This is a genomic window from Pseudomonas sp. GYB4201 (assembly GCF_056312595.1).
Genome location: NZ_JBWGIG010000026.1, coordinates 63,347 through 81,413, shown reverse-complemented (window position 1 = coordinate 81,413; position 18,067 = coordinate 63,347). Strand labels below are relative to the sequence as shown.

Here is an 18,067-nt window from a genome sequence, read left to right as displayed (position 1 = left end):
CGGCATCGGCCTTCATTGTTGAAGGCCGAGACACTTGGGCTTACCCACGCGTCAGCACGGTGATACTTTTAGTGCTTGCGGGGATGGTGGAATTCCAGGGTGGCAAAGGAAATGTTGAATCCTGGATGTTGACTGCCCACGTTAACAAGCCGGCCTTTCACAGTGTTGCCTACACTGTACTCATCGATATGAAGGGTGCCATGGGTGAATTCGAAATGGTGGCCCTCTCGTTGGTTGACAAGGCTTCCTTTATTCGTTGTGCCGCTTCCGATTTCGTAGGTGCCCACCTTAGTCTCGAAGTCCAAGGTGAAAGCCCAGGTGATTTCTAGCTTTGTTTCGTCGGTGTAAATTCTCCCTTGCGTAATATTGATGTCTCCATGATCGGTGGAGGTGGCGGTGTCAAAATCGAGTTGAGCAGCCTGTCCCTGGAATGAGTAATCAATATGCACATGACCCTGAAGAGTGGTCTCGTTGCGTGGCTGCGCTTTATCTGAAGTTGAAGTCGTTTTTTTCGTGGACATGGTGTGCCTCTGCCCATAAGGGCGTTATCTGGGATGGAAGGGCAATGTTGGCGGTGGTGCAGGCAACCCACAACTGACAGAAATGACAGTTGCCGTGATTGATTTTTTTCAACGCTCAGGTGCATAGGAATCGCCACCCCATGAAAGCCCTGAAAATCGCCACCTTCAACATCAACGGCCTGCGCGCGCGGCTGCCCAACCTGCTGCACTGGCTGGAACGCGAGCGCCCGGACATTGCCTGCCTGCAGGAGCTGAAAGCCACGGATGCACAGTTCCCCGCCGCCGATTTCGAAGCCATCGGCTACGGCTGCCTGCACCACGGCCAGCCGTCGTGGAACGGCGTGGCCATCCTCGCCCGCGACGCCGAGCCGCTGGAGTCACGCCGTGGGCTGCCGGGGGATGCCAGCGACAGCCAGAGCCGCTACCTGGAGGCGGCGGTGCACGGGGTGCTGGTGGGGTGCCTGTACCTGCCCAACGGCAACCCGCAGCCGGGGCCGAAGTTTGCCTACAAGCTGGCGTGGTTTGAACGCCTGATCGCCCACGCCGCGCAGTTGCAGGGCAGCGAACACCCGGTGGTGCTGGCCGGGGATTACAACGTGGTGCCCACGGATTTCGACATCTACAACCCCAAGTCGTGGCTCAAGGACGCCTTGCTGCAGCCCGAAAGCCGCGCCTGCTTCGAGCGGCTACTGGCCCAGGGCTGGACCGATGCGCTGCGGCACCTGTACCCGGAGGAGCGGGTGTATACCTTCTGGGACTATTTTCGCCAGCACTGGCCGCGCAATTGCGGGTTGCGCATTGATCACCTGCTGTTGAACCCGGCAATGGCGCCCTACCTGAAGAATGCGGGGGTGGATGCCTGGGTGCGCAATGAGGAGCACGCCAGCGACCATGCGCCGACGTGGATAGAACTGGGCACCCGCAAGCGCCGCTGACCCGTAGCCGCTGCCGCCGGGCGGCGCTGGCCGGTGCCCCCGCTGCTGTTTTGGGGGGGTCACACCGGCCAGCGCAGCCTGCGGCAGCGGCTACGGGTTAGGCGCTAAGGCGATGCCCCGGAATCGCCTCCAGCAACTCCCGGGTATAGGCATGCGCAGGCCTGTGCAGCACCTGGTTCGCCGGCCCTTGTTCCACCACCAGCCCCTGGCGCAGCACCACCACCTCATGGGCCAGGCTCTGCACCACCGCCAGGTCGTGGGATACCAGCACGTAGGCCACGCCCAACTCCGCCTGCAGGCTGCGCAGCAGGTCGAGGATCTGCGCCTGCACCGACACGTCCAGCGCCGACACCGGCTCGTCCAGCAGCAACAGGTCGGGCTTCAACGCCAGCGCCCGGGCAATGGCCACGCGCTGGCGCTGGCCGCCGGACAGCTCGCGCGGCAGGCGGTCGAGCAAGCTTGCGGGCAGCTGCACCTGCTCCATCAGTTGCCGCGCCGCCTGGTGCAGCGCCGCCTTGTCGCGCACGCCGAAGGACAGCAGCGGCTCCACCACGCTTTCGTAGATCGTGAACCGCGGGTTCAGCGAGGCGAAGGGGTTCTGCTGCACCAGCTGGATGCGCTGGCGCAGCGGCCGAAACTGCTGCCAGGTCAGGTCGGTCACGTCCTGGCCAGCGAAGCGCACCCGGCCTTCGCTGGGCGGCTCCAGGCCCAGGGCGATGCGCAAACTGGTGCTTTTGCCCGACCCCGATTCGCCGACGATGGCCAGGGTCTGCCCCGGGTACAGGTCCAGGCTCAGGCCCTTCAATGCCTGGAACGGCTGGCCCTGGCCGCCGGGCCGGTACTGCTTGCCCACGCCGTGCAGGCTCAGCAGCGGCGCGGCGGTGGGCGCCGGCAGCGGCAGCGGCTGCTGGCCCTGGCCGAACGCCGGGGCGGCGGCCAGCAGGTCGCGGGTGTAGGGCTGGCTGGGCGCTGACAGCACCTGCCGCGCCGGGCCTTGTTCCACTAGCGCGCCGTCCTTCATCACCAGCACCCGGTCGGCGCGGTCGGCGGCCACGCCCAGGTCGTGGGTGATGATGATCAGCGAGATGCCGCGCGCCTGCACCAGCTGCTCCAGGTGGTCGAGGATGCGCCGCTGCACGGTCACGTCCAGGGCGCTGGTAGGTTCGTCGGCGATGATCACCCTGGGGTTGCCGGCCAGGGCGATGGCAATCAGCACGCGCTGGCGCATGCCGCCGGACAGCTCATGGGGGTACTGGCGAGCGCGCAATTCAGCGTTGTCCAAGCCCACCTGGCCAAGCAGCTCCAGCACGTCGGCATCCAGCGCCGGGTAGCGGCGGCCGCCGTGGGCCAGGATCAGGCTTTCGCCGATCTGCTTGCCGATGCTCAGGGTGGGGTTGAGGCTGACCATGGGGTCTTGCGGCACCAGGCCGATAAAGCGCCCGCGCAGCTGGCGGCGGACCCGCTCGCTGGCATGGCTGATGTCGTTGCCGCCCACGTGCAGGCTGCCCCCTACCACCCGCGCGCCGGCGGGCAGCAGGCCGAGCAGGGCGCTGGCCAGGGTGGTCTTGCCCGACCCGGACTCGCCGACGATGGCCAGGGTTTCGCCCGGTTGCAGGCTGAAGGACACGCCGCGCACGGCCTCTTTCACCCGGCCGCCGTTGTGGTAGCTGACGCTCAGGTTGTGTACGTCGATCAGCGCGCTCATCGTTGGCTTTCCTCGAAGGTGCGGGCGATATGGTTGAGGCTGAACACCACCAGCACCACCACCAGCCCCGGCAGCAGCGACACCCAGGGCGCGGTCATCAGGAACTGGCGGCCGTTGGCGATCAGCGTGCCCCATTCCGCCGCCGGTGGCTGGGCGCCAAAGCCGAGGAAACTGAGGCCGGCGGTGGCCAGGATGGCGGCGCCGAAGTCCAGGGTGGCGAGCACCGCCACCGGCCCCCAGGCGTTGGGCAGCACGTGGCGCAGCAGGGTGCGGGTCCAGCTGGCGCCGCCCAGGCGCGCGGCTTCCACGTAGGGCAGGGTCTTGACCCGCAGCACTTCGGCGCGGGTGGTGCGGGCGAATCCGGGGATGATGCCCACGCCCACGGCGATGGCCACCGGCAGGGTGCCGAAGCCGATGGCAGTGACGATCGCCAGCGCCAGCAACAGCCCGGGCAGGGCCAGCATCACGTCGATCAAGCGCATGATCACTGCATCGCTGCGGCCGCCAATGAAGCCGGCGACAATGCCCAGGCCCAGCCCGCACACCAGCGCCAGGCCCACCGCCAACAGCGCCGCCAGCACCGACAGGCGCGAGCCGTAAAGAAGCCGGGTATACAGGTCGCGGCCCAGTTCGTCGGTGCCCAGCCAGTGGCCGGCGCCCGGCGGCAGCAGCTTGGCCGCCGGCGCCGTGGCGTACGGGTCGAGGCTGCTGAACAGCCAGGGCGCGGCGGCGGCCAGCAGGGTGAAAAGCACCAGCAGCGCGGCCAGCACGAAGCCGGGGCGGCGCAGCAGCGGCAGCGCCACGTCGAGGCTGCGGCGCAGGCGGCCGCGTGGCTGCCAGTGGTCGGCAGCGGTGAGGGCGGGGGCGAGGGCACGTTCGAGGGTGGTCATGGGTCAGGTCACCTTGGGCGAATGGCTGATACGCGGGTCGAGAATCGGGTACAGCAGGTCCACCAGCAGGTTCACCACCACGAAGGCGGCGGCGGACACGGTCACCACCGCCAGCACCACGGGGATGTCCTGGCGCAGCACGGCGTCCTGCACCAGCCGGCCGACGCCGTTGCGGGCGAAGATGGTTTCCACCAGCACCGCGCCGCTGACGGTGTTGCCCACCTGCAGGCCGATCAGCGTCAGCAGCGGCAGCGCGGCGTTGCGCAGGCCGTGGCGGGCCTGCACCTGGCCACGGCTCAGGCCCTTGGCCCAGGCGGTGAGGATGTAGGGCTCGCGCCACACCTCGAGGAAGCCGCGCTGCAGCACCTGGGCGTACACCGCGGCGCTGGGGATGGCCAGGGTCACGGCTGGCAGCACCAGGCTTTGCACGCCGTCGCTGCCGGTGGAAGGGAACCAGCCCAGGCTGAAGGCGAACACCTGGATCAGCAGCAGGCCCATCCAGAACACCGGCACCGAGAAGCCCAGCGCCGGCAGCCGCGCCAAGGCGGTCTTCAGCGGTTGCCAGCGCACGTAGGCGGTCAGGTACGCCAGGCCGATGCCCCCCAGCAGCGACAGGGCGATAGCGCTGCCGGCCAGCGCCAACGTCTGCGGCAGGCGCTCGGCCAGCACCGCGGTCACCGGCCGGTTCAGGGTCAGCGACTGGCCCAGGTCGCCGTGCAGCACGCCCCACAGCAGGTGCAGGTAGCGCTCCACCAGGCCCTGGTCCAGGCCGTAATAGGCACGGGCCTTGGCCAGTTGCGCCGGCGACAGCGAGTCCACTTCCATGCCCGAAGCGCTGAGCATGATCGACAGCGGATCACCGGGCAGCAAATAGAGGATGAAGTAGGTGATGGTGTAGGCGCCCCACAGCACCAGCAGGGCCTGGCCGATGCGCCCGGCGAGGTAGCGGTTCGTGCTCATGGGGTCACCTCGATGTCATTGAGGAAGGCGAAGCCCTCGGCGCTCCAGCGGAAGTTGTGCACCCGTGGCGCGGTGGCGGCCTGCCATACCCGCTCGAACACTGGAATGGCCGAGCCCTGGTCAATCAACAAATCCTGCAGCTGGCCGTAGGCCTGGGCGCGCTGGTCGCTGGCGGTAGCGGTCAGGCCCTGGTCGAACAGGCGCTGGGCCTGGGGCAGCACTGCCGGCGGGTAGACGTTGGTGGCCAGGGTGGAGGCGTTGGCGCTGCGCGGGTCGAGGATGGTTTGCAGCACGATCGGGTCGGCGCGGGTCATGTACGAGAAGGTCAGGTCGTAGTTGCCCGAGGCGTTGGTGTTGAACCACTCGGCGGTGGTCTGCACCTTGAGCTTCAGCTCGATGCCGGCCTTGCGCAGTTGGTCCTGGATCAGCACGTCGCCGGCGGTTTCCTTGGCCGGGATGTTGTAAACCAGGCTCAGGCGCTTGCCATCCTTGGTGCGGTAGCCGTCGGCGCCCAGCGTCCAGCCGGCCTTGTCCAGCAGCTGCGCGGCGCCCTGGGGGTCGTAGGCCAGCTTGTCGCCCTGGCTGCGGAAGTACGGCGTGGTCACGTCGTACACGCCGTCCACCACCGGGAACTGCGGGCTATAGACGGTGCTGGCGTAGCTCTTGCGGTCGATGGCCTTCTGCACGGCCAGGCGCACGTCGCCGTCGGCGAGGATGCGCCCGCCGCGGGTGTTGGGGTACAGGTTCCACGCCGGGCCCGGCAGCGAGCGGCTCTGGATGGTGGCCTGCTTGCTTTCGAACAGCTTCAGGTCAACATCCGAGAACGGGTTGCGTGGCCACAGGATGTCGACCTTGCCTTGCACGAACTGGCCGTTGCGCACGCTTTCCTCGGGAATGTAGCTGACGTCGATGGCCGCCAGGTGCGACTCGCCCTTGTTCTGCACGTTGGCCGAGGCCCAGGCATAGCCCTTGCGGCGCTCCAGGCGCAGGCCGGTCTCGGGGGTGTAGTGCTGCAGCACGAACGGCCCGGTGCCGATGATCGCGCCCAGCGAGCGCTCCTTGGCGCTCTTGCGGTACGACTCGGGCGCCAGGATGGCCAGGTTGGTGGTGGAGGTGGCCTGCAGGAAGCCGGCGTTGGGCGTGCTCAGCACCAGTTTGATGGTCTGCGGGTCGATGATGTCGGCGTGGTCGTAGCCGGTCAGGTAGGTGGCGCCGAACACGCTGGGCAGTTCGGCGGCGAAAGCCTTGTCGCTGTCGAAGGCGGTTTTCACCGCCTGGGCGTCGAAGGCCTCGCCGTTGCTGAAGGTCACGCCCTTGCGCAGGTGGAAGGTGTATTCGCGGGCGTCGGGGCTGATGTCCCAGCTGTCGGCCAGCCAGGGGATGATGGCGCCGGTGCTGGGGTCCTGGTCGGTCAGCGACTCGACCACGTTGCGCAGCACCACCCGGTGTTCCAGCCAGTAGACCTGGAAGGGGTCGAGGCTGACCAGTTGCGTGTTGTCGCCGAAGAAGGCGATTTTCAGGGTGCTGGCGGCCTGGGCGTCGGGGTGCGACGGGCCGCAGCCGGCCAGGCCCAGGGCCAGGAGGATGGCCGCGCTGGCCAGGGTTCGTTGCAGCTTCATGGGCGGTGCCTCGTCAGCAGGAAAGGGCCGCAGCGCCGGGGGAGGGCGATGCAGCCGCAGTGGGGTCAGAAGTCGTAGGCGAGCTTGGTGTACCAGGAGCCGCCACCGGGGTAGAACGGTGGGTTGCCGTAGGGCGCCAGGCCCAGGCTGCTGTACACGGCGTTCTTGTCGGGGCGCACGTCGAAGATGTTGCTGCCACCCAGGCTCAGGGTCAGGTGGTCGAAGAAGGTGTAGCTCACGTCCAGGTCGGTGATCCACTTGGCGCCGAAGCTGCGGTCGCCGCTTTCGTTGACTGCCAGGGTCGACACCGAGCCGTAGCGGGTGGTGCTGAGGTTGGTGTTCCAGTTGCCCACCTTCCAGTTGGCGCCCAGTATCCATTTGGTCTTGGGCAGCGCCTCGGTGAGGTCGCCCTCGCGGTTGCGGCCCACCAGGGTCACGCCGGCCGCAGCCAGGGAGGCGGGGGTGTCCTTGGCGTCCATGATGGTGGTCTTGTTGTAGTTGAACGCCGCGCTCCAGCGCACGTCGCCGTACTGGCCGAACGGCGTGGTGTGGTCGGCCACCACGTCGAGGCCGCGGGTGCGAGTGTCGAAGGCGTTGGTGTAATAGTCCACCCAGGTGCCGCTGGTGACGCCTTGGGAGGCGAGGATGCTGTTGACCACGCCGTCGCCGTGGTCGTAGATGGCGCTGGTCAGGGCGATGCGGTTCTGGATGTCGACCACGTAGGCGTCGGCGGTGACGCTGGTGCGCGGCGCCGGCTGCCAGGTGATGCCCAGGCCCACGTTCTGCGATTTCTCCGGTTTCAGGTCGCTGCCGCCCAACGCCTTGGCCAGGCTGCTGCCGGCCGGGGTGAGGCGGGTGGTGGCGGGCACCACGTTGCCGTTGACGTCGGTGTTCACGCGGCTGTCGGTGGTGGTGTAGCCCACCTGGGTCAGCGACGGCGCACGCACGCCGGTGCCAATGGTGCCGCGCACGGCCACGGTGTCGGTGAGCTTGTAGCGGCTGTTGAATTTCAGCCCCAGCTTGTTGCCCGAGTAGTCGTCGTAATGTTCCACCCGCGCGGCGATGTCGGCGTACCAGCGGCTGGTCAGGTCGAAGCCCAGGTCCAGGTAGCTGGCGTAGGTGTTGCGGATCAGGTCCACCTCATCCTGCGGGCGAATGATCACCGAGGCCTGGGCCCCGCTGGCGGCGTTGTAGGTGCCGGTCTCGTAGGAGTCGGCTGAGCCGGCGAAGGTGCTGAAGCGCTCCCACTTGTGCTCGATGCCGGTGGACACGGTCACCGGCACGCCGAGGTTGAAGGGGTTGTCGAAGCGGCGGCTGAGGTCGAGGTTGTTCACCCACTGGTCGGAGCGGAAGGTGGCCAGGTTGCCGAAGCTGGTGGGCGAGTCGGTGCCCAGCGACGGGTTGAGGTTCAGTTCGCTGGAGTACTTGAGGGTGTCGCGGCCGTAGCTGGTGCTCAGGTCATAGTTCCAGCCGCCGACGTCGCCCTTGCCGCCGAACACGAACTGGTAGTCGATGTCGCGCAGGTTGTTCACCGGGTAGTAGCCGTCGGGGAAAATCTCCGGCACCGAGGCGGTGCCGTTGGGGAACCGGTAGTAGTTCTGGATCACCGCCTTGCGCTCGCCGTAGGTGCCGAACGAGTACAGCGTCACGTCGTTTACCGGCAGCTCGGCGTTGTAGCCGACATTGAAGGCCTTGAGCTCAGGGTCGCCGTTCTTGATCGCCACCCGGTCCCAGGCCGCCTGCTTGGCCGGGTCGTTGTAGGCGATGACGCTGCTGTCGGCCTTGCCGTCCCATTGCGCGTAGTCGCGTTTGCGGGCGTCGGCAGACAGGTGCAGGAAACCGCCGTCACCCAGCTTGAAGCCCTCGTCGGCGGCGATCTTCTTGGTCGCGCCCTGGCCGGAGAACAGCTCGCCGTAGCTGGTTTCGATATGCCCGCCCGCGTCCTGGTCCTTGAGGATGATGTTCACCACCCCGGCCACCGCGTCCGCGCCATAGCGTGCCGCAGCGGCGTCCTTCAGCACCTCGATGTGGTCGATGGCGCTGATGGGGATCATGTCGATGTCGACAACGTTGGCGCCGCTGTTGTCGGTGGAGCCGTTCTGGATGGCCGCGCCCAGGTGCCGGCGCTTGCCGTTGACCAGCACCAGGGTGTACTCCGGGCCCATGCCGCGGTTGCTCAGCGGGCGGGTGGTGGAGTTGAAGCCGGCGATGTTGGTGCCGAAGGTGAACGAGGGCAACAGCTTGGCGATGGCCTCGGACAGCTCCGCGCGGCCGGTTTTTACCAGGGCATCGTTGCTGATGATGTCGATGGGCGCCGAACTGTCCACCACGGTGCGCTGCTGCGCGCGGGCAGCCTCTGGCGCGGCGGTGACAGTGACGGTCTGCAGTTGCGGGTCAGTGCTGGCGGCACGGGCCAGGGGCGCGGCCGCCAGCAGCACCGACACCGTCAGGGTCGAGAGCGGGAAGGTGCGGGCGGGCTTGGGGAAATACGAAGGCAGCATAGCGGGCGATGTCCATTAAAGCTGGCACTGGCCCGTGGTATGGGTACAGGTTCCATTCCTGAATTCGATGGTGTGGGACGGCGTGTGTGTCGTCTTGGGTTGATAGTATTTTCATAACAAACGCAACGGAAATTCTATTTTGGTATATGGATATTATTCGTTTGTTGTATGAAGTTTATTTTTTTCATGAATATTTGTAATGTTTTTGACTGGCTGGGCAGGTTTTCATGCAGTGGCGCACTGCTGCTCTCCCCCCTTACAAACAAGGCGGGCAACACCGACCTATCAGGACATGGCACGCTGCGACAAACTGTAGGAGCCGAGCTTGCTCGCGATGCGCCGCGCGGGCGGCGCTCGATCTCGAACGCGCCGGATAAACCAAGGCATGCGCTTCCAGGGCCACCATGGCGCCAGGACGCGGCCTGCGGCCGCTGCTACGACACATCTCGCTACAGCTTCTGTAGTCCCCAACGTAGGACATTTCTGATTTGCTCGGGTAAGGTCCTCTGCGTCTTGTGGTGCCTGATGGGCGCGCATACGCTGCTGGCGTCGCTGAAGGACAGCGATCGGGTTTGGTAGCCCGTTCATCAGGCGTACAGCACCGCGCGACATGGCGGCTGTACGCAGGGCACATTCGTGTGCGCCGGAAGCCTGGTGACCGGTCTACCAACCTGCTTACAGCCGCCACCCATCGTTTGGTAGCGATGCGGCGGTCCATGTTTCACCCAGGACGCTGCCATGACATTTGAATCAGACACACCTTCGCGCGGCGGCCAATCAACCCCGGTTATTAACCACGCCGTGAACGCGTAGCCGCTGCCGACAGGCTGCGCTGGCCCCTGAGTACACTGAGATTTTTTCAGCGAAAGTACGGGCAAGCGCAGCCTTCGTTAGCAGCAACTGTCTTGAAACCAGGTTGCCTGTATCGCGACTAAAGTCGGCTCCTACACCGCGAGTGGTAGGAGCCGGCCTTGGCCGCGATGGCAGGCGACGCGATCGGTGGGCTGCGCGCGTCCCTGTAGCAGCTGCCGCAGGCTGCGTCCGGCCCTGGTGCGGTTCGGCGGGTATGTCGCGGCGCCTGTGGACGCGGCCGTCGGCCGCTGCTACGGGGATTTGGTGATACTGGAAAGGTATTGCTGAAACAGTATTGGACCAACCCGTGCCGTGCTCCCTAGCCTGTGCCCACTCACCTCAGCCACGACGGAGTGGACACCATGAAATACCTTCGATTGGGCTCGGCCGGCCTGCAAGTCAGCAAGCTGTGCCTGGGCGGCATGACCTATGGCTCGCCCAGCTGGCGCGACTGGGTGCTGGATGAGGCCGCCAGCCGGCCGTTCATCAAGCAGGCGCTGGACGCCGGCATCAATTTCTTCGACACCGCCGACATGTATTCCCTGGGCGCCGGCGAGCAGGTGCTGGGCCGGGCACTGCTGGACTATGCACCCCGCGACGAGGTGGTGCTCGCCACCAAGGTCAACTACCCCATGAGCGACAAGCCCAACGCCCAGGGGCTGTCGCGCAAGCATATCCTCAGCAGCATCGATGCCTCGCTCAAGCGCCTGGGCACCGACCATGTCGACCTGTACATCATCCACCGCTTCGACCCGCACACGCCGATCGAGGAAACCATCGACGCCCTCGACACCGTGGTGCGCTCGGGCAAGGCCCGCTATATCGGCGCCTCGTCCATGCACGCCTGGCAGTTCATGCACATGCTGGGGCTGCAACGCCAGCATGGCCTGGCGCAGTTCGTGTCGATGCAGAACCACTACAACCTGATCTACCGCGAGGAAGAGCGCGAGATGCTGCCGCTGTGCCGTGAACTGGGCATTGCGGTCACGCCGTGGTCACCCTTGGCGCGAGGCTTGTTGGCCGGGTCACGCGCGGCGCAGACCACCCGTGCAGTCACCGACCAGCCGGCGCAACTGTGGTACGACCAGCATGCCGAAGAAGCGGCGATCGTTGCTGCCGTGGCGCAGGTGGCGGCCGAACGCGGCGTGCCGCCGGCGCAGGTGGCCATGGCCTGGGTGGCCAGCCGGGCAGGGGTGACGGCGCCGATCATCGGCGCCACCAAGCCCCATCACCTGGAGGACGCCGTGGCCGGCATCGAGTTGGTGCTCAGCGCCGCCGAGGTGGCGCTGCTGGAACAGCCGTATCGTCCGCGCCCGGTGGCAGGGCACGAGTGAGGTCACGCAGCCGTTGCAGCATTGCCTGCAGCACCGGCGAGGGGTTGCCTGGCGCATAAATCACCGCCACGCCGGCAGTCAGCTGCCCCTCCGTGCCTTTCAGGCGCCGGAACACCACGCCGCTGCGCTTGACGTGCTGCAGCGACGCCGGCAGCAGGGCAATGCCATGGCCTTCGGCAATCATGCCCAGCAGGATATGGTGGTCGTCGGGCTCGGGCAGGGTCGTGGGGTTGAAGCCGATGCGCTCGAAAAACGCCTGGCAGTGGTCATAAAACCCCGGGTTCAGGCGGCGTTCGAAGCGGAAGATGGCCTGCTCGGCCAAGTCGTCGAAGCTTAGCTGGCGCTTGCGGGCCAGGGGGTGATTGGCGGGCAGGGCGGCCACCAACGGCGCCTCCACAAGGACCTCCTGGGGCAGGCCGCGGGTGTCGGTGTGCAGGCCGATGAACGCGGCGTCCAGGGTGCCGTTGCGGATGTCGCGCACCAGGCTGATGGAGTGCTTGCCCCGGGTCACCAGCCGGCAGGCGGGAAAGTCCTGCTGCAAGGCGCCCAGCACGTCTGGAATGGCACTGCGGTCCTGCACCGTGGTGTAGCCGATCACGAACTGTTGGCCGGGCGCCTCCCCGGCAGCCCTGGCGGCGGCGATAGCTTTTTGCGCCTGGGCCAGCGCCCGGCGCGCTTCGGGCAGCAAGGCCAGGCCGGCACGGGTCAGCAGCACGCCGGTGCGGGTGCGCTCGAAAAGTTGCACGCCCAGGTGATCCTCGAGCTGGCGAATCTGCCGGCTCAACGGCGGCTGGGAGATGAACAGCCGCGCCGCGGCCCGGCCGAAATGCAGGGTTTCGCTGAGGGCCACGAAGTAGCGGAATTGGCGCAGGTCGATGGAGTCGGTCATGCGTAAAAGGTATCACGGTTGCGCCAGGCGCACCGCATCGCCCGTGGCTCGCCCCTGTAGCAGCGGCCGCCAGGCCGCGTCCGGCCCCGACGCGGTTCAGGTGGCGTGCGCCATTACCTCTACACACCGCTACAAAGTCGAAATACTCCCACGCCTCCCGCAGGCGCATAGTCGTGCCGTGAAGGACCCACAGATCCCCCGCGGGAGGCACCATGAAAGGATTGGCCGCTGCACTCGGATTGTTGTTGAGCGTGACCGTCCTGCCCGGGCAGGCGGCGACTTATTCCAACGGCACGGCGACCGCCACCTTCCTGGTGTCGCTGACCATCACCGCCAGCTGCACGGTGTCGGCCAATGCCCTGGCCTTCGGCAGCAGCGGCCTGCTCAGCACGGCCGTCACCGGCAGCACCACGCTGTCGGTCACCTGCAGCAACAGCACGCCGTACAACATCGGCCTCAACGCCGGCGGCGTCACCAGCTCCACCACCACCACGCGACTGATGGCCGGCACCACCACCGGCAACACCACCAGCACGGTGTCGTACAAGCTGATGCAGGACTCGGCCCTGAGCACCAACTGGGGCAATACCCAGGGCACCGACACGGTGGCCGGCACCGGCACCGGCAGCGCCCAGAGCCTGACCGTGTACGGCCAGGTGCCGACCCAGACCACCCCCACCCCCGACACCTACAATTCGACGGTCACGGCCACGGTCTACTTCTGACGGGCGGAGTACTTGAGCATGGAATGCTTGCACAGGATGCTGTGCGGCCCGCTGTTGGCCGCGTGCCTGATCACCCAGGCCCAGGGGGCGACGCTGCAGGTGGCGCCAGTAAAAATCGACTTCGTGGCCGGCCAGAACGCTGCCGGGTTGTCGCTGCACAACCCCGGTGACGCCCCGGTATATGGCCAGGTGCGGGTGTTCCGCTGGGACCAGGACGCCAACGGCGACGTGCTCAGCCCCAGCCCCGCGGTGGTGGCGAGCCCGCCGATCATCCAGCTGGCCGGGCGCGGCGAGCAGCTTATCCGCCTGGTGCGGGTGCAGCCGGGCAACCCCGGGGTGGAGCAGAGCTACCGCCTGCTGATCGACGAAATTCCGCCGCCGGGCAGCGACAAGCCGGTGGGCGTGGCCATCCGCATGCGCTATTCGGTGCCGGTGTTCGTTGCCCCGGCCAGCAGCGGCGCACCGCAACTGGCCTGGCAGGTGCTGCGCCAGGACGGCCAGTGGCTGCTGCGCCTGGACAACCGCGGCCAGCGCCACACCCAGGTGGGCGCGCTGACCCTGCAGGACGCCGCCGGCAAGACCCTGCAGGTGAGCAAGGGCCTGCTCGGCTACGCCCTGGCCGGCCACGCACGGCAATGGCCGCTGCCCCATGATGGCGGTGCGCGGCTGGACGGCCCGCTGCTGATCAAGGTCAACCTGGACGGCCACCCCAGCACCTTCAAGGTGACGGGCGAGGGCTGAGGCGGACGCGCTTGAGTGAGCCGAAATGATGTCCGCGCCCGCTGTCGTCGCCTGGGTACCGCGCTGTTGCTGTGCCTGATCGGCCGCGGCGTGGCGGCCGCCGACCTGTACCTGGAGGTCGACCTCAATGGTCAGCCGACCCAGACAGTGGCGCATTTTCGCGAGGAAGGCGGGCACCTGAGCACCGACGGCCAGTCCCTGGACGACCTGGGCCTGGACCTGCGCGCCCTAGGCGTCAGCGCCAACCAGCAGGTGCGGCTCGACGACCTGCCCGGCGTGACCTGGCGCTACGACACCAGCCAGCAGCGCGTGGACCTGCGCGTGGGCGACAGCCTGCGCAAGGCCCGGCACCTTAACCGCGGCGCCGACGGCCGGGTCACGCCCAGCCCGGTGGGCCGCGGGCTGGTGCTGAACTACGACGCCTACGCCTCGCGCGATGACACCGGCAACCGCCTGGCGCTGTGGAGCGAGGAGCGCTATTTCGACCCCCATGGCGTGTACAGCAACACCGGCACCGCCTATTCCTACCAGACCAGCACCCAGCAGCATTACGTGCGCTACGACACCGCCTGGAGCCACTCCAACCCCGACACCCTGAGCACCTGGCAGCTGGGCGACACCATCAGCGGCTCGCTGGACTGGACCCGCTCGGTGCGCCTGGGCGGCGCGCAGTACAAGAGCGACTTCGCCCTGCGCCCGGACCTGGTGACCTTCCCGCTGCCGGCCTACAGCGGCTCGGCCGTGGTGCCCTCGGCGGTCAGCCTGTACGTCAACGGCATCCAGCAGTACAGCGGCTCGGTGAGCAGCGGGCCGTACATCATCGACCAACTGGTGCCGGGCATCACCGGCGCGGGCGAGGCCACGGTGGTGAGCCGCGACGCCCTGGGCCGCTCGGTGACCACCTCGGTGCCACTGTACGTGGACACCCGGCTGATGGCGGCGGGGCTGTCCGGCTATTCGCTGGAGCTGGGCTATTTGCGCCACAACTACAGCGTCGACTCGTTCGACTATTCGCCGCGCACCGCCAGCAGCGCCTCGGTGCGCTATGGCCTGAGCGACAACCTCACGGTGGAAGGCCACGGCGAGGTCACCCCTGGGGTGTACAACGCGGGGGGCGGCGCGCTGTACCGGCTCGGCCAGCTGGGCGTGATCAACGGTTCGCTGGCCGCCAGCGCCGGCATGGCCGGGGTGCAGTGGGGGCTGGGCTACCAGTACATCACCCCGCGCTTGAGCATCAACGCCCAGACCCTGCGCACCGCCGGCAACTACGGCGACCTGGCGGCCCGCGACGGCACGCCGGTGCCCAGCGTCAGCGACCGCCTGACCCTGTCGTTCCCAGTGGCCAGCAACCAGAGCCTGTCGCTCAGCTACCTGGGCTACAAGGTGCCGGGCAGTGGCGCCTCGCACATCGTCAGCGTCGGCCACTCCATGAGCCTGTCCCATCGCCTGTCGGTGACCCTCAACCTGTACCAGGACGTGCAGGACGCGGCCTCGCGCGGTGCCTTTGTCAGCCTCAGCTACTCCCTGGGCGAGCGCACCTCGGTCAGCAGCAGCGTCAGCCTGCAGAACAACCAGGCCGGCTACGCCGTCAGCGCCGCCCAGGCCCCGGACTACGGCGGCGGTTGGGGTTGGGGCGCGCAGACCAGCGGCAGCGGTGGCAGCGCCGGCAGCACTTACCAGCTGGCCCAGGTGCAGTACCTGGGCAACAACGCCCAAGTCACCGCCAGCGCCCAGCAGGTGGCCGGCGACACCCTATGGGCAGTGGACACCACCGGCGCCCTGGTGTGGATGGACGGCACCGTGGAAACCGCGCGGCGCATCGGCGATGGCTTTGCCCTGGTGTCCACCGACGGCGTGGCCGGCGTGCCGGTGATGCACGAGAACCGCGAGATCGGCACCACCGACAGCAGCGGCCATTTCCTGGTGCCGGATCTGGACGCCTACCGCAGCAACCAGGTGGCCATCGACAGCCTCGGCCTGCCGGCCAACGTGCAGGTGGCCAGCAGCGACCAGGCGGTGGTGCCGCAGTCGCGCTCGGGGGTGGTGGTGCACTTCGGCCTGAAACCCTACCAGGCGGCGTCGCTGATTCTGCAGGACGACAAGGGCGCGCTGCTGCCGCCGGGCCTGCGCGTCACCCACCTGGAAAGCGGCGCCAGCACGGTGCTGGGCTACGACGGCCTGACCTTTATCGACGGCCTGGTGGCGCACAACCACCTGCGCGTGGAAGGCGACGGCGTGCGCTGCCAGGTGACCTTCGCGTTCACACCACCGGCCGGCAACACGCTGCCCACCCTGGGGCCGCTGCGTTGCCTGCCTATTCCCGAGGGCAGCCCATGAAGTCGTTGTTATTGAGCCTGATACTGCTGTTCGCCGGCCTGGGCCTGAGCGTCCAGGCCCAGGCCAGCAGCTGCACCGCCAGCAGTTCGGCGGTGGCGTTCGGCAGCATCAGCCCGATCGCCAACACCGCCACCACCGCGTCCGGGTCGATCACCGTGACCTGCACCTGGGACGCCGCCGCGCTGTTTCGCAACGTGCTGGTGTGCGCCAACCTGGGCACCGGCGACGGCTCCAGCAGCGCCGCGCCGCGCAGCCTGGCCAACGGTAGCAACCTGCTGAGCTACAACCTGTACACCGACTCGGCGTACTCGACCATCTGGGGCGACGTCAGCGGCACCAGCGCCACCACGCCCTTGTCCATCACCCTGAGCAGCGCGCTGTCGCTGCTGACGTCCACCACGGCGTCGAGCACGGTGGCAATCTATGGCAAGGTCCCGGCGGGGCAGACCACGGTGCCCACCGTGAGTAACAGCAGCACCGTCTACACCGAGACTTTTTCCGGCACCTACACGCGGCTCGACTACCAGTTCTACGAGCTGATCACCCCCACCTGCGCGAGCATGACCGCGCAGACCGTGCGCTTCCCGTTCGTGGTCAATGCCACGGTGATCAACAACTGCAACATCACCACCACGCCCCTGGCCTTCGGTAGCAACACCTTGCTCAGCACTGCGGTCACGTCCACGGCCAGCATCAGCGTGCAATGCACCAACGGCGACGCCTACGAGGTGGCCCTGGACGGCGGCACCACTGCGGGCAGCGTCAGCGCGCGGCAGATGGTGGGGGCCAGCAGCGGGGCAAAGGTCAGTTACCAGCTGTACCTGGACAGCGCCCGCGCCACGCCCTGGGGCGACGGCACCGCCAGCACCAGCATGGCTACCGGCACCGGCAGTGGCGCCGCCCAGAGCCTGACCGTGTACGGTCGGGTGCCGGTGCAGACGGTGCCGGTGCCGGACAGCTACAGCGACACGGTCAAGGCGACGGTGTATTTCTAGCCAGCGCCGTGCTGGTGTCCTGGCGGCGCAGGCAGCCGTCGGCCAGCCACGGGCAGTCGCGTTGCCAGGCGAAGCGGGCGGTGGCGGTGGCCTGGTCGTCGTAGAACACCAGGTCCAGGTGGCGGGCGTCGAGGTCCAGTTTGACGAAGCCGGCTTCGGAGGCGGCGAAGTCATGGGCAGTGTCCACGTGCAGAGGCGCTGACAGGCGCTGGCCGCCACCGCCGGAGATCACCCAGGCCGGCTCGCCGGGGCGCAGTATCAGCTGATGGCTGTGGTCGTGGCCGGACAGGTACAGGTCCACGTGCTGGCGCAGCAGGGTCGGCAGTAGCGCGGCGGCCAGTTGCTGGTCCTGCTGCTGGCTGACCACGTCGCGCAGTGGGTGGTGGGCGGTGACCATGCGCCACACCGGCGCGGGGCCGGGTTGTTCGAACGCCTGCTCCATGGCCTGCACCTGGCCTTCCAGGTCGTCGGCGCTGCCGGCGCTGTCGAGGAACACCACCCGCAGCAGCGGGCGGCCGTCCACCTGGCCGAAGTCACGGGTGTAGGTACTGGCGGGCATCTGCCAGCGCCCGGAGCCCGAATGCAGGCGCGCGTAGTCCAGTTCCACCTGTTGCGACCCCAGGTAGTCATGGTTGCCCAGCACCGCATAGAAGGGCACGTGGCTGAGCCAGCGGCCGTGGTAGACCTTCTCGAACTTGGTCTGCCAGTTGACGTCATCGACGCCGGTGAGCACCGCGCCGTAGAAGTTGTCGCCCAGCAGCGCCACCAGGTCCAGGCGGCCGTCGCGCTCGGCCACGGTTTCCATGGCGCGGCCCACGGCCCACTGGCGCAGGCTGCCGCTGCCCTGGTCACCCAGGGCGATGATGGACAGGTGCGCAGGGTCCAGGCCGGTGATGGGCGTGTAGGGTTTCATCGGGTAGTAGAACACCCAGCCGGCGCCGCCCAGGGCGCAGGCGACGCTGCCCAGCACCGCCACCAACAGCCAGGTGCCAAGCCTTCGCCAGGGGCGGCGGCGCCGTGGAACAAGGTGATTCATGGGCACGCTCCCCCTGGGGAATCAATG

At 67.5% G+C, this 18,067-nt stretch carries 14 protein-coding genes; 6 read left to right on the top strand and 8 right to left on the bottom strand.

Annotated features, from left to right (window positions below):
• Positions 1–68: 68 nt before the first annotated feature.
• The gene (locus tag AC0Z2B_RS22435) at positions 69–521 is read right to left on the bottom strand and encodes a hypothetical protein (protein WP_476299536.1); all 453 of its coding nucleotides are present in this window, start codon (positions 519–521) and stop codon (positions 69–71) included.
• A 140-nt stretch (positions 522–661) separates the two neighbouring features.
• On the opposite strand from AC0Z2B_RS22435, the gene xth reads away from it, so the two are divergent.
• Complete coding sequence (gene xth, locus AC0Z2B_RS22430) at positions 662–1,456, top strand: exodeoxyribonuclease III (protein ID WP_476299534.1); 795 nt, start codon at positions 662–664, stop codon at positions 1,454–1,456.
• A gap of 97 nt (positions 1,457–1,553) precedes the next feature.
• Here xth and AC0Z2B_RS22425 read toward each other — a convergent pair whose 3' ends face one another.
• The 5 genes from AC0Z2B_RS22425 to AC0Z2B_RS22405 form a co-directional block, all read right to left on the bottom strand.
• A complete protein-coding gene (locus AC0Z2B_RS22425) occupies positions 1,554–3,161 on the bottom strand; it encodes a dipeptide ABC transporter ATP-binding protein (protein WP_476299532.1) in 1,608 nt (535 codons plus the stop codon).
• The gene (locus AC0Z2B_RS22420; RefSeq protein WP_476299530.1) at positions 3,158–4,051 is read right to left on the bottom strand and encodes an ABC transporter permease; all 894 of its coding nucleotides are present in this window, start codon (positions 4,049–4,051) and stop codon (positions 3,158–3,160) included. The genes AC0Z2B_RS22425 and AC0Z2B_RS22420 overlap by 4 nt, the downstream gene beginning before the upstream one ends.
• Before the next feature lie 3 nt (positions 4,052–4,054).
• Positions 4,055–5,011 carry an ABC transporter permease gene (locus tag AC0Z2B_RS22415; protein WP_416423931.1) on the bottom strand — a complete coding sequence of 319 codons (957 nt, stop codon included), beginning with the start codon at positions 5,009–5,011 and terminating at the stop codon, positions 4,055–4,057.
• Positions 5,008–6,630: an ABC transporter substrate-binding protein gene (locus AC0Z2B_RS22410; RefSeq protein ID WP_476299528.1), complete on the bottom strand. Its 1,623-nt coding sequence runs from the start codon at positions 6,628–6,630 to the stop codon at positions 5,008–5,010. The genes AC0Z2B_RS22415 and AC0Z2B_RS22410 overlap by 4 nt, the downstream gene beginning before the upstream one ends.
• A 65-nt stretch (positions 6,631–6,695) precedes the next feature.
• The gene (locus tag AC0Z2B_RS22405; protein WP_476299526.1) at positions 6,696–9,131 is read right to left on the bottom strand and encodes a TonB-dependent receptor plug domain-containing protein; all 2,436 of its coding nucleotides are present in this window, start codon (positions 9,129–9,131) and stop codon (positions 6,696–6,698) included.
• A gap of 1,214 nt (positions 9,132–10,345) precedes the next feature.
• Between AC0Z2B_RS22405 and AC0Z2B_RS22400 the strand changes: the two genes are divergently transcribed.
• Positions 10,346–11,317 (top strand): aldo/keto reductase, encoded by a 972-nt coding sequence (locus AC0Z2B_RS22400; RefSeq protein WP_473006429.1) that lies wholly within the window; start codon positions 10,346–10,348, stop codon positions 11,315–11,317.
• On the opposite strand, the gene AC0Z2B_RS22395 is transcribed toward AC0Z2B_RS22400, so the two are convergent.
• Positions 11,250–12,206 (bottom strand): LysR family transcriptional regulator, encoded by a 957-nt coding sequence (locus tag AC0Z2B_RS22395; protein WP_476299523.1) that lies wholly within the window; start codon positions 12,204–12,206, stop codon positions 11,250–11,252. The two genes, AC0Z2B_RS22400 and AC0Z2B_RS22395, sit on opposite strands and share 68 nt — an antisense overlap.
• A gap of 212 nt (positions 12,207–12,418) precedes the next feature.
• Between AC0Z2B_RS22395 and AC0Z2B_RS22390 the strand changes: the two genes are divergently transcribed.
• From AC0Z2B_RS22390 to AC0Z2B_RS22375, 4 genes are read left to right on the top strand one after another with little or no spacing between them, the layout of a single operon-like run.
• Positions 12,419–12,931 (top strand): Csu type fimbrial protein, encoded by a 513-nt coding sequence (locus AC0Z2B_RS22390; protein WP_416423935.1) that lies wholly within the window; start codon positions 12,419–12,421, stop codon positions 12,929–12,931.
• 18 nt (positions 12,932–12,949) lie between these two features.
• Positions 12,950–13,672: a fimbrial biogenesis chaperone gene (locus tag AC0Z2B_RS22385; RefSeq protein WP_476299521.1), complete on the top strand. Its 723-nt coding sequence runs from the start codon at positions 12,950–12,952 to the stop codon at positions 13,670–13,672.
• Positions 13,673–13,687: 15 nt separating this feature from the next.
• Positions 13,688–16,009 carry a fimbria/pilus outer membrane usher protein gene (locus AC0Z2B_RS22380; protein WP_476299519.1) on the top strand — a complete coding sequence of 774 codons (2,322 nt, stop codon included), beginning with the start codon at positions 13,688–13,690 and terminating at the stop codon, positions 16,007–16,009.
• Positions 16,006–17,004, top strand: coding sequence for a spore coat protein U domain-containing protein (locus AC0Z2B_RS22375; protein ID WP_473006435.1), 999 nt, complete (start codon positions 16,006–16,008; stop codon positions 17,002–17,004). Before AC0Z2B_RS22380 ends, AC0Z2B_RS22375 begins: the two co-directional genes overlap by 4 nt.
• Here the strand turns inward: AC0Z2B_RS22375 and AC0Z2B_RS22370 are convergent.
• The gene (locus AC0Z2B_RS22370) at positions 16,982–18,040 is read right to left on the bottom strand and encodes a metallophosphoesterase (protein ID WP_476299517.1); all 1,059 of its coding nucleotides are present in this window, start codon (positions 18,038–18,040) and stop codon (positions 16,982–16,984) included. The two genes, AC0Z2B_RS22375 and AC0Z2B_RS22370, sit on opposite strands and share 23 nt — an antisense overlap.
• Between the last annotated feature and the right edge of the window lie 27 nt (positions 18,041–18,067).

What these genes read in the sequence shown, in the direction of transcription:
- AC0Z2B_RS22435 (WP_476299536.1), bottom strand. Translation starts at nt 521, where the DNA reads ATGTCCACGAAAAAAACGACTTCAACTTCAGATAAAGCGCAGCCACGC.
- xth (WP_476299534.1), top strand. Translation starts at nt 662, where the DNA reads ATGAAAGCCCTGAAAATCGCCACCTTCAACATCAACGGCCTGCGCGCG.
- AC0Z2B_RS22425 (WP_476299532.1), bottom strand. Translation starts at nt 3,161, where the DNA reads ATGAGCGCGCTGATCGACGTACACAACCTGAGCGTCAGCTACCACAAC.
- AC0Z2B_RS22420 (WP_476299530.1), bottom strand. Translation starts at nt 4,051, where the DNA reads ATGACCACCCTCGAACGTGCCCTCGCCCCCGCCCTCACCGCTGCCGAC.
- AC0Z2B_RS22415 (WP_416423931.1), bottom strand. Translation starts at nt 5,011, where the DNA reads ATGAGCACGAACCGCTACCTCGCCGGGCGCATCGGCCAGGCCCTGCTG.
- AC0Z2B_RS22410 (WP_476299528.1), bottom strand. Translation starts at nt 6,630, where the DNA reads ATGAAGCTGCAACGAACCCTGGCCAGCGCGGCCATCCTCCTGGCCCTG.
- AC0Z2B_RS22405 (WP_476299526.1), bottom strand. Translation starts at nt 9,131, where the DNA reads ATGCTGCCTTCGTATTTCCCCAAGCCCGCCCGCACCTTCCCGCTCTCG.
- AC0Z2B_RS22400 (WP_473006429.1), top strand. Translation starts at nt 10,346, where the DNA reads ATGAAATACCTTCGATTGGGCTCGGCCGGCCTGCAAGTCAGCAAGCTG.
- AC0Z2B_RS22395 (WP_476299523.1), bottom strand. Translation starts at nt 12,206, where the DNA reads ATGACCGACTCCATCGACCTGCGCCAATTCCGCTACTTCGTGGCCCTC.
- AC0Z2B_RS22390 (WP_416423935.1), top strand. Translation starts at nt 12,419, where the DNA reads ATGAAAGGATTGGCCGCTGCACTCGGATTGTTGTTGAGCGTGACCGTC.
- AC0Z2B_RS22385 (WP_476299521.1), top strand. Translation starts at nt 12,950, where the DNA reads ATGGAATGCTTGCACAGGATGCTGTGCGGCCCGCTGTTGGCCGCGTGC.
- AC0Z2B_RS22375 (WP_473006435.1), top strand. Translation starts at nt 16,006, where the DNA reads ATGAAGTCGTTGTTATTGAGCCTGATACTGCTGTTCGCCGGCCTGGGC.
- AC0Z2B_RS22370 (WP_476299517.1), bottom strand. Translation starts at nt 18,040, where the DNA reads ATGAATCACCTTGTTCCACGGCGCCGCCGCCCCTGGCGAAGGCTTGGC.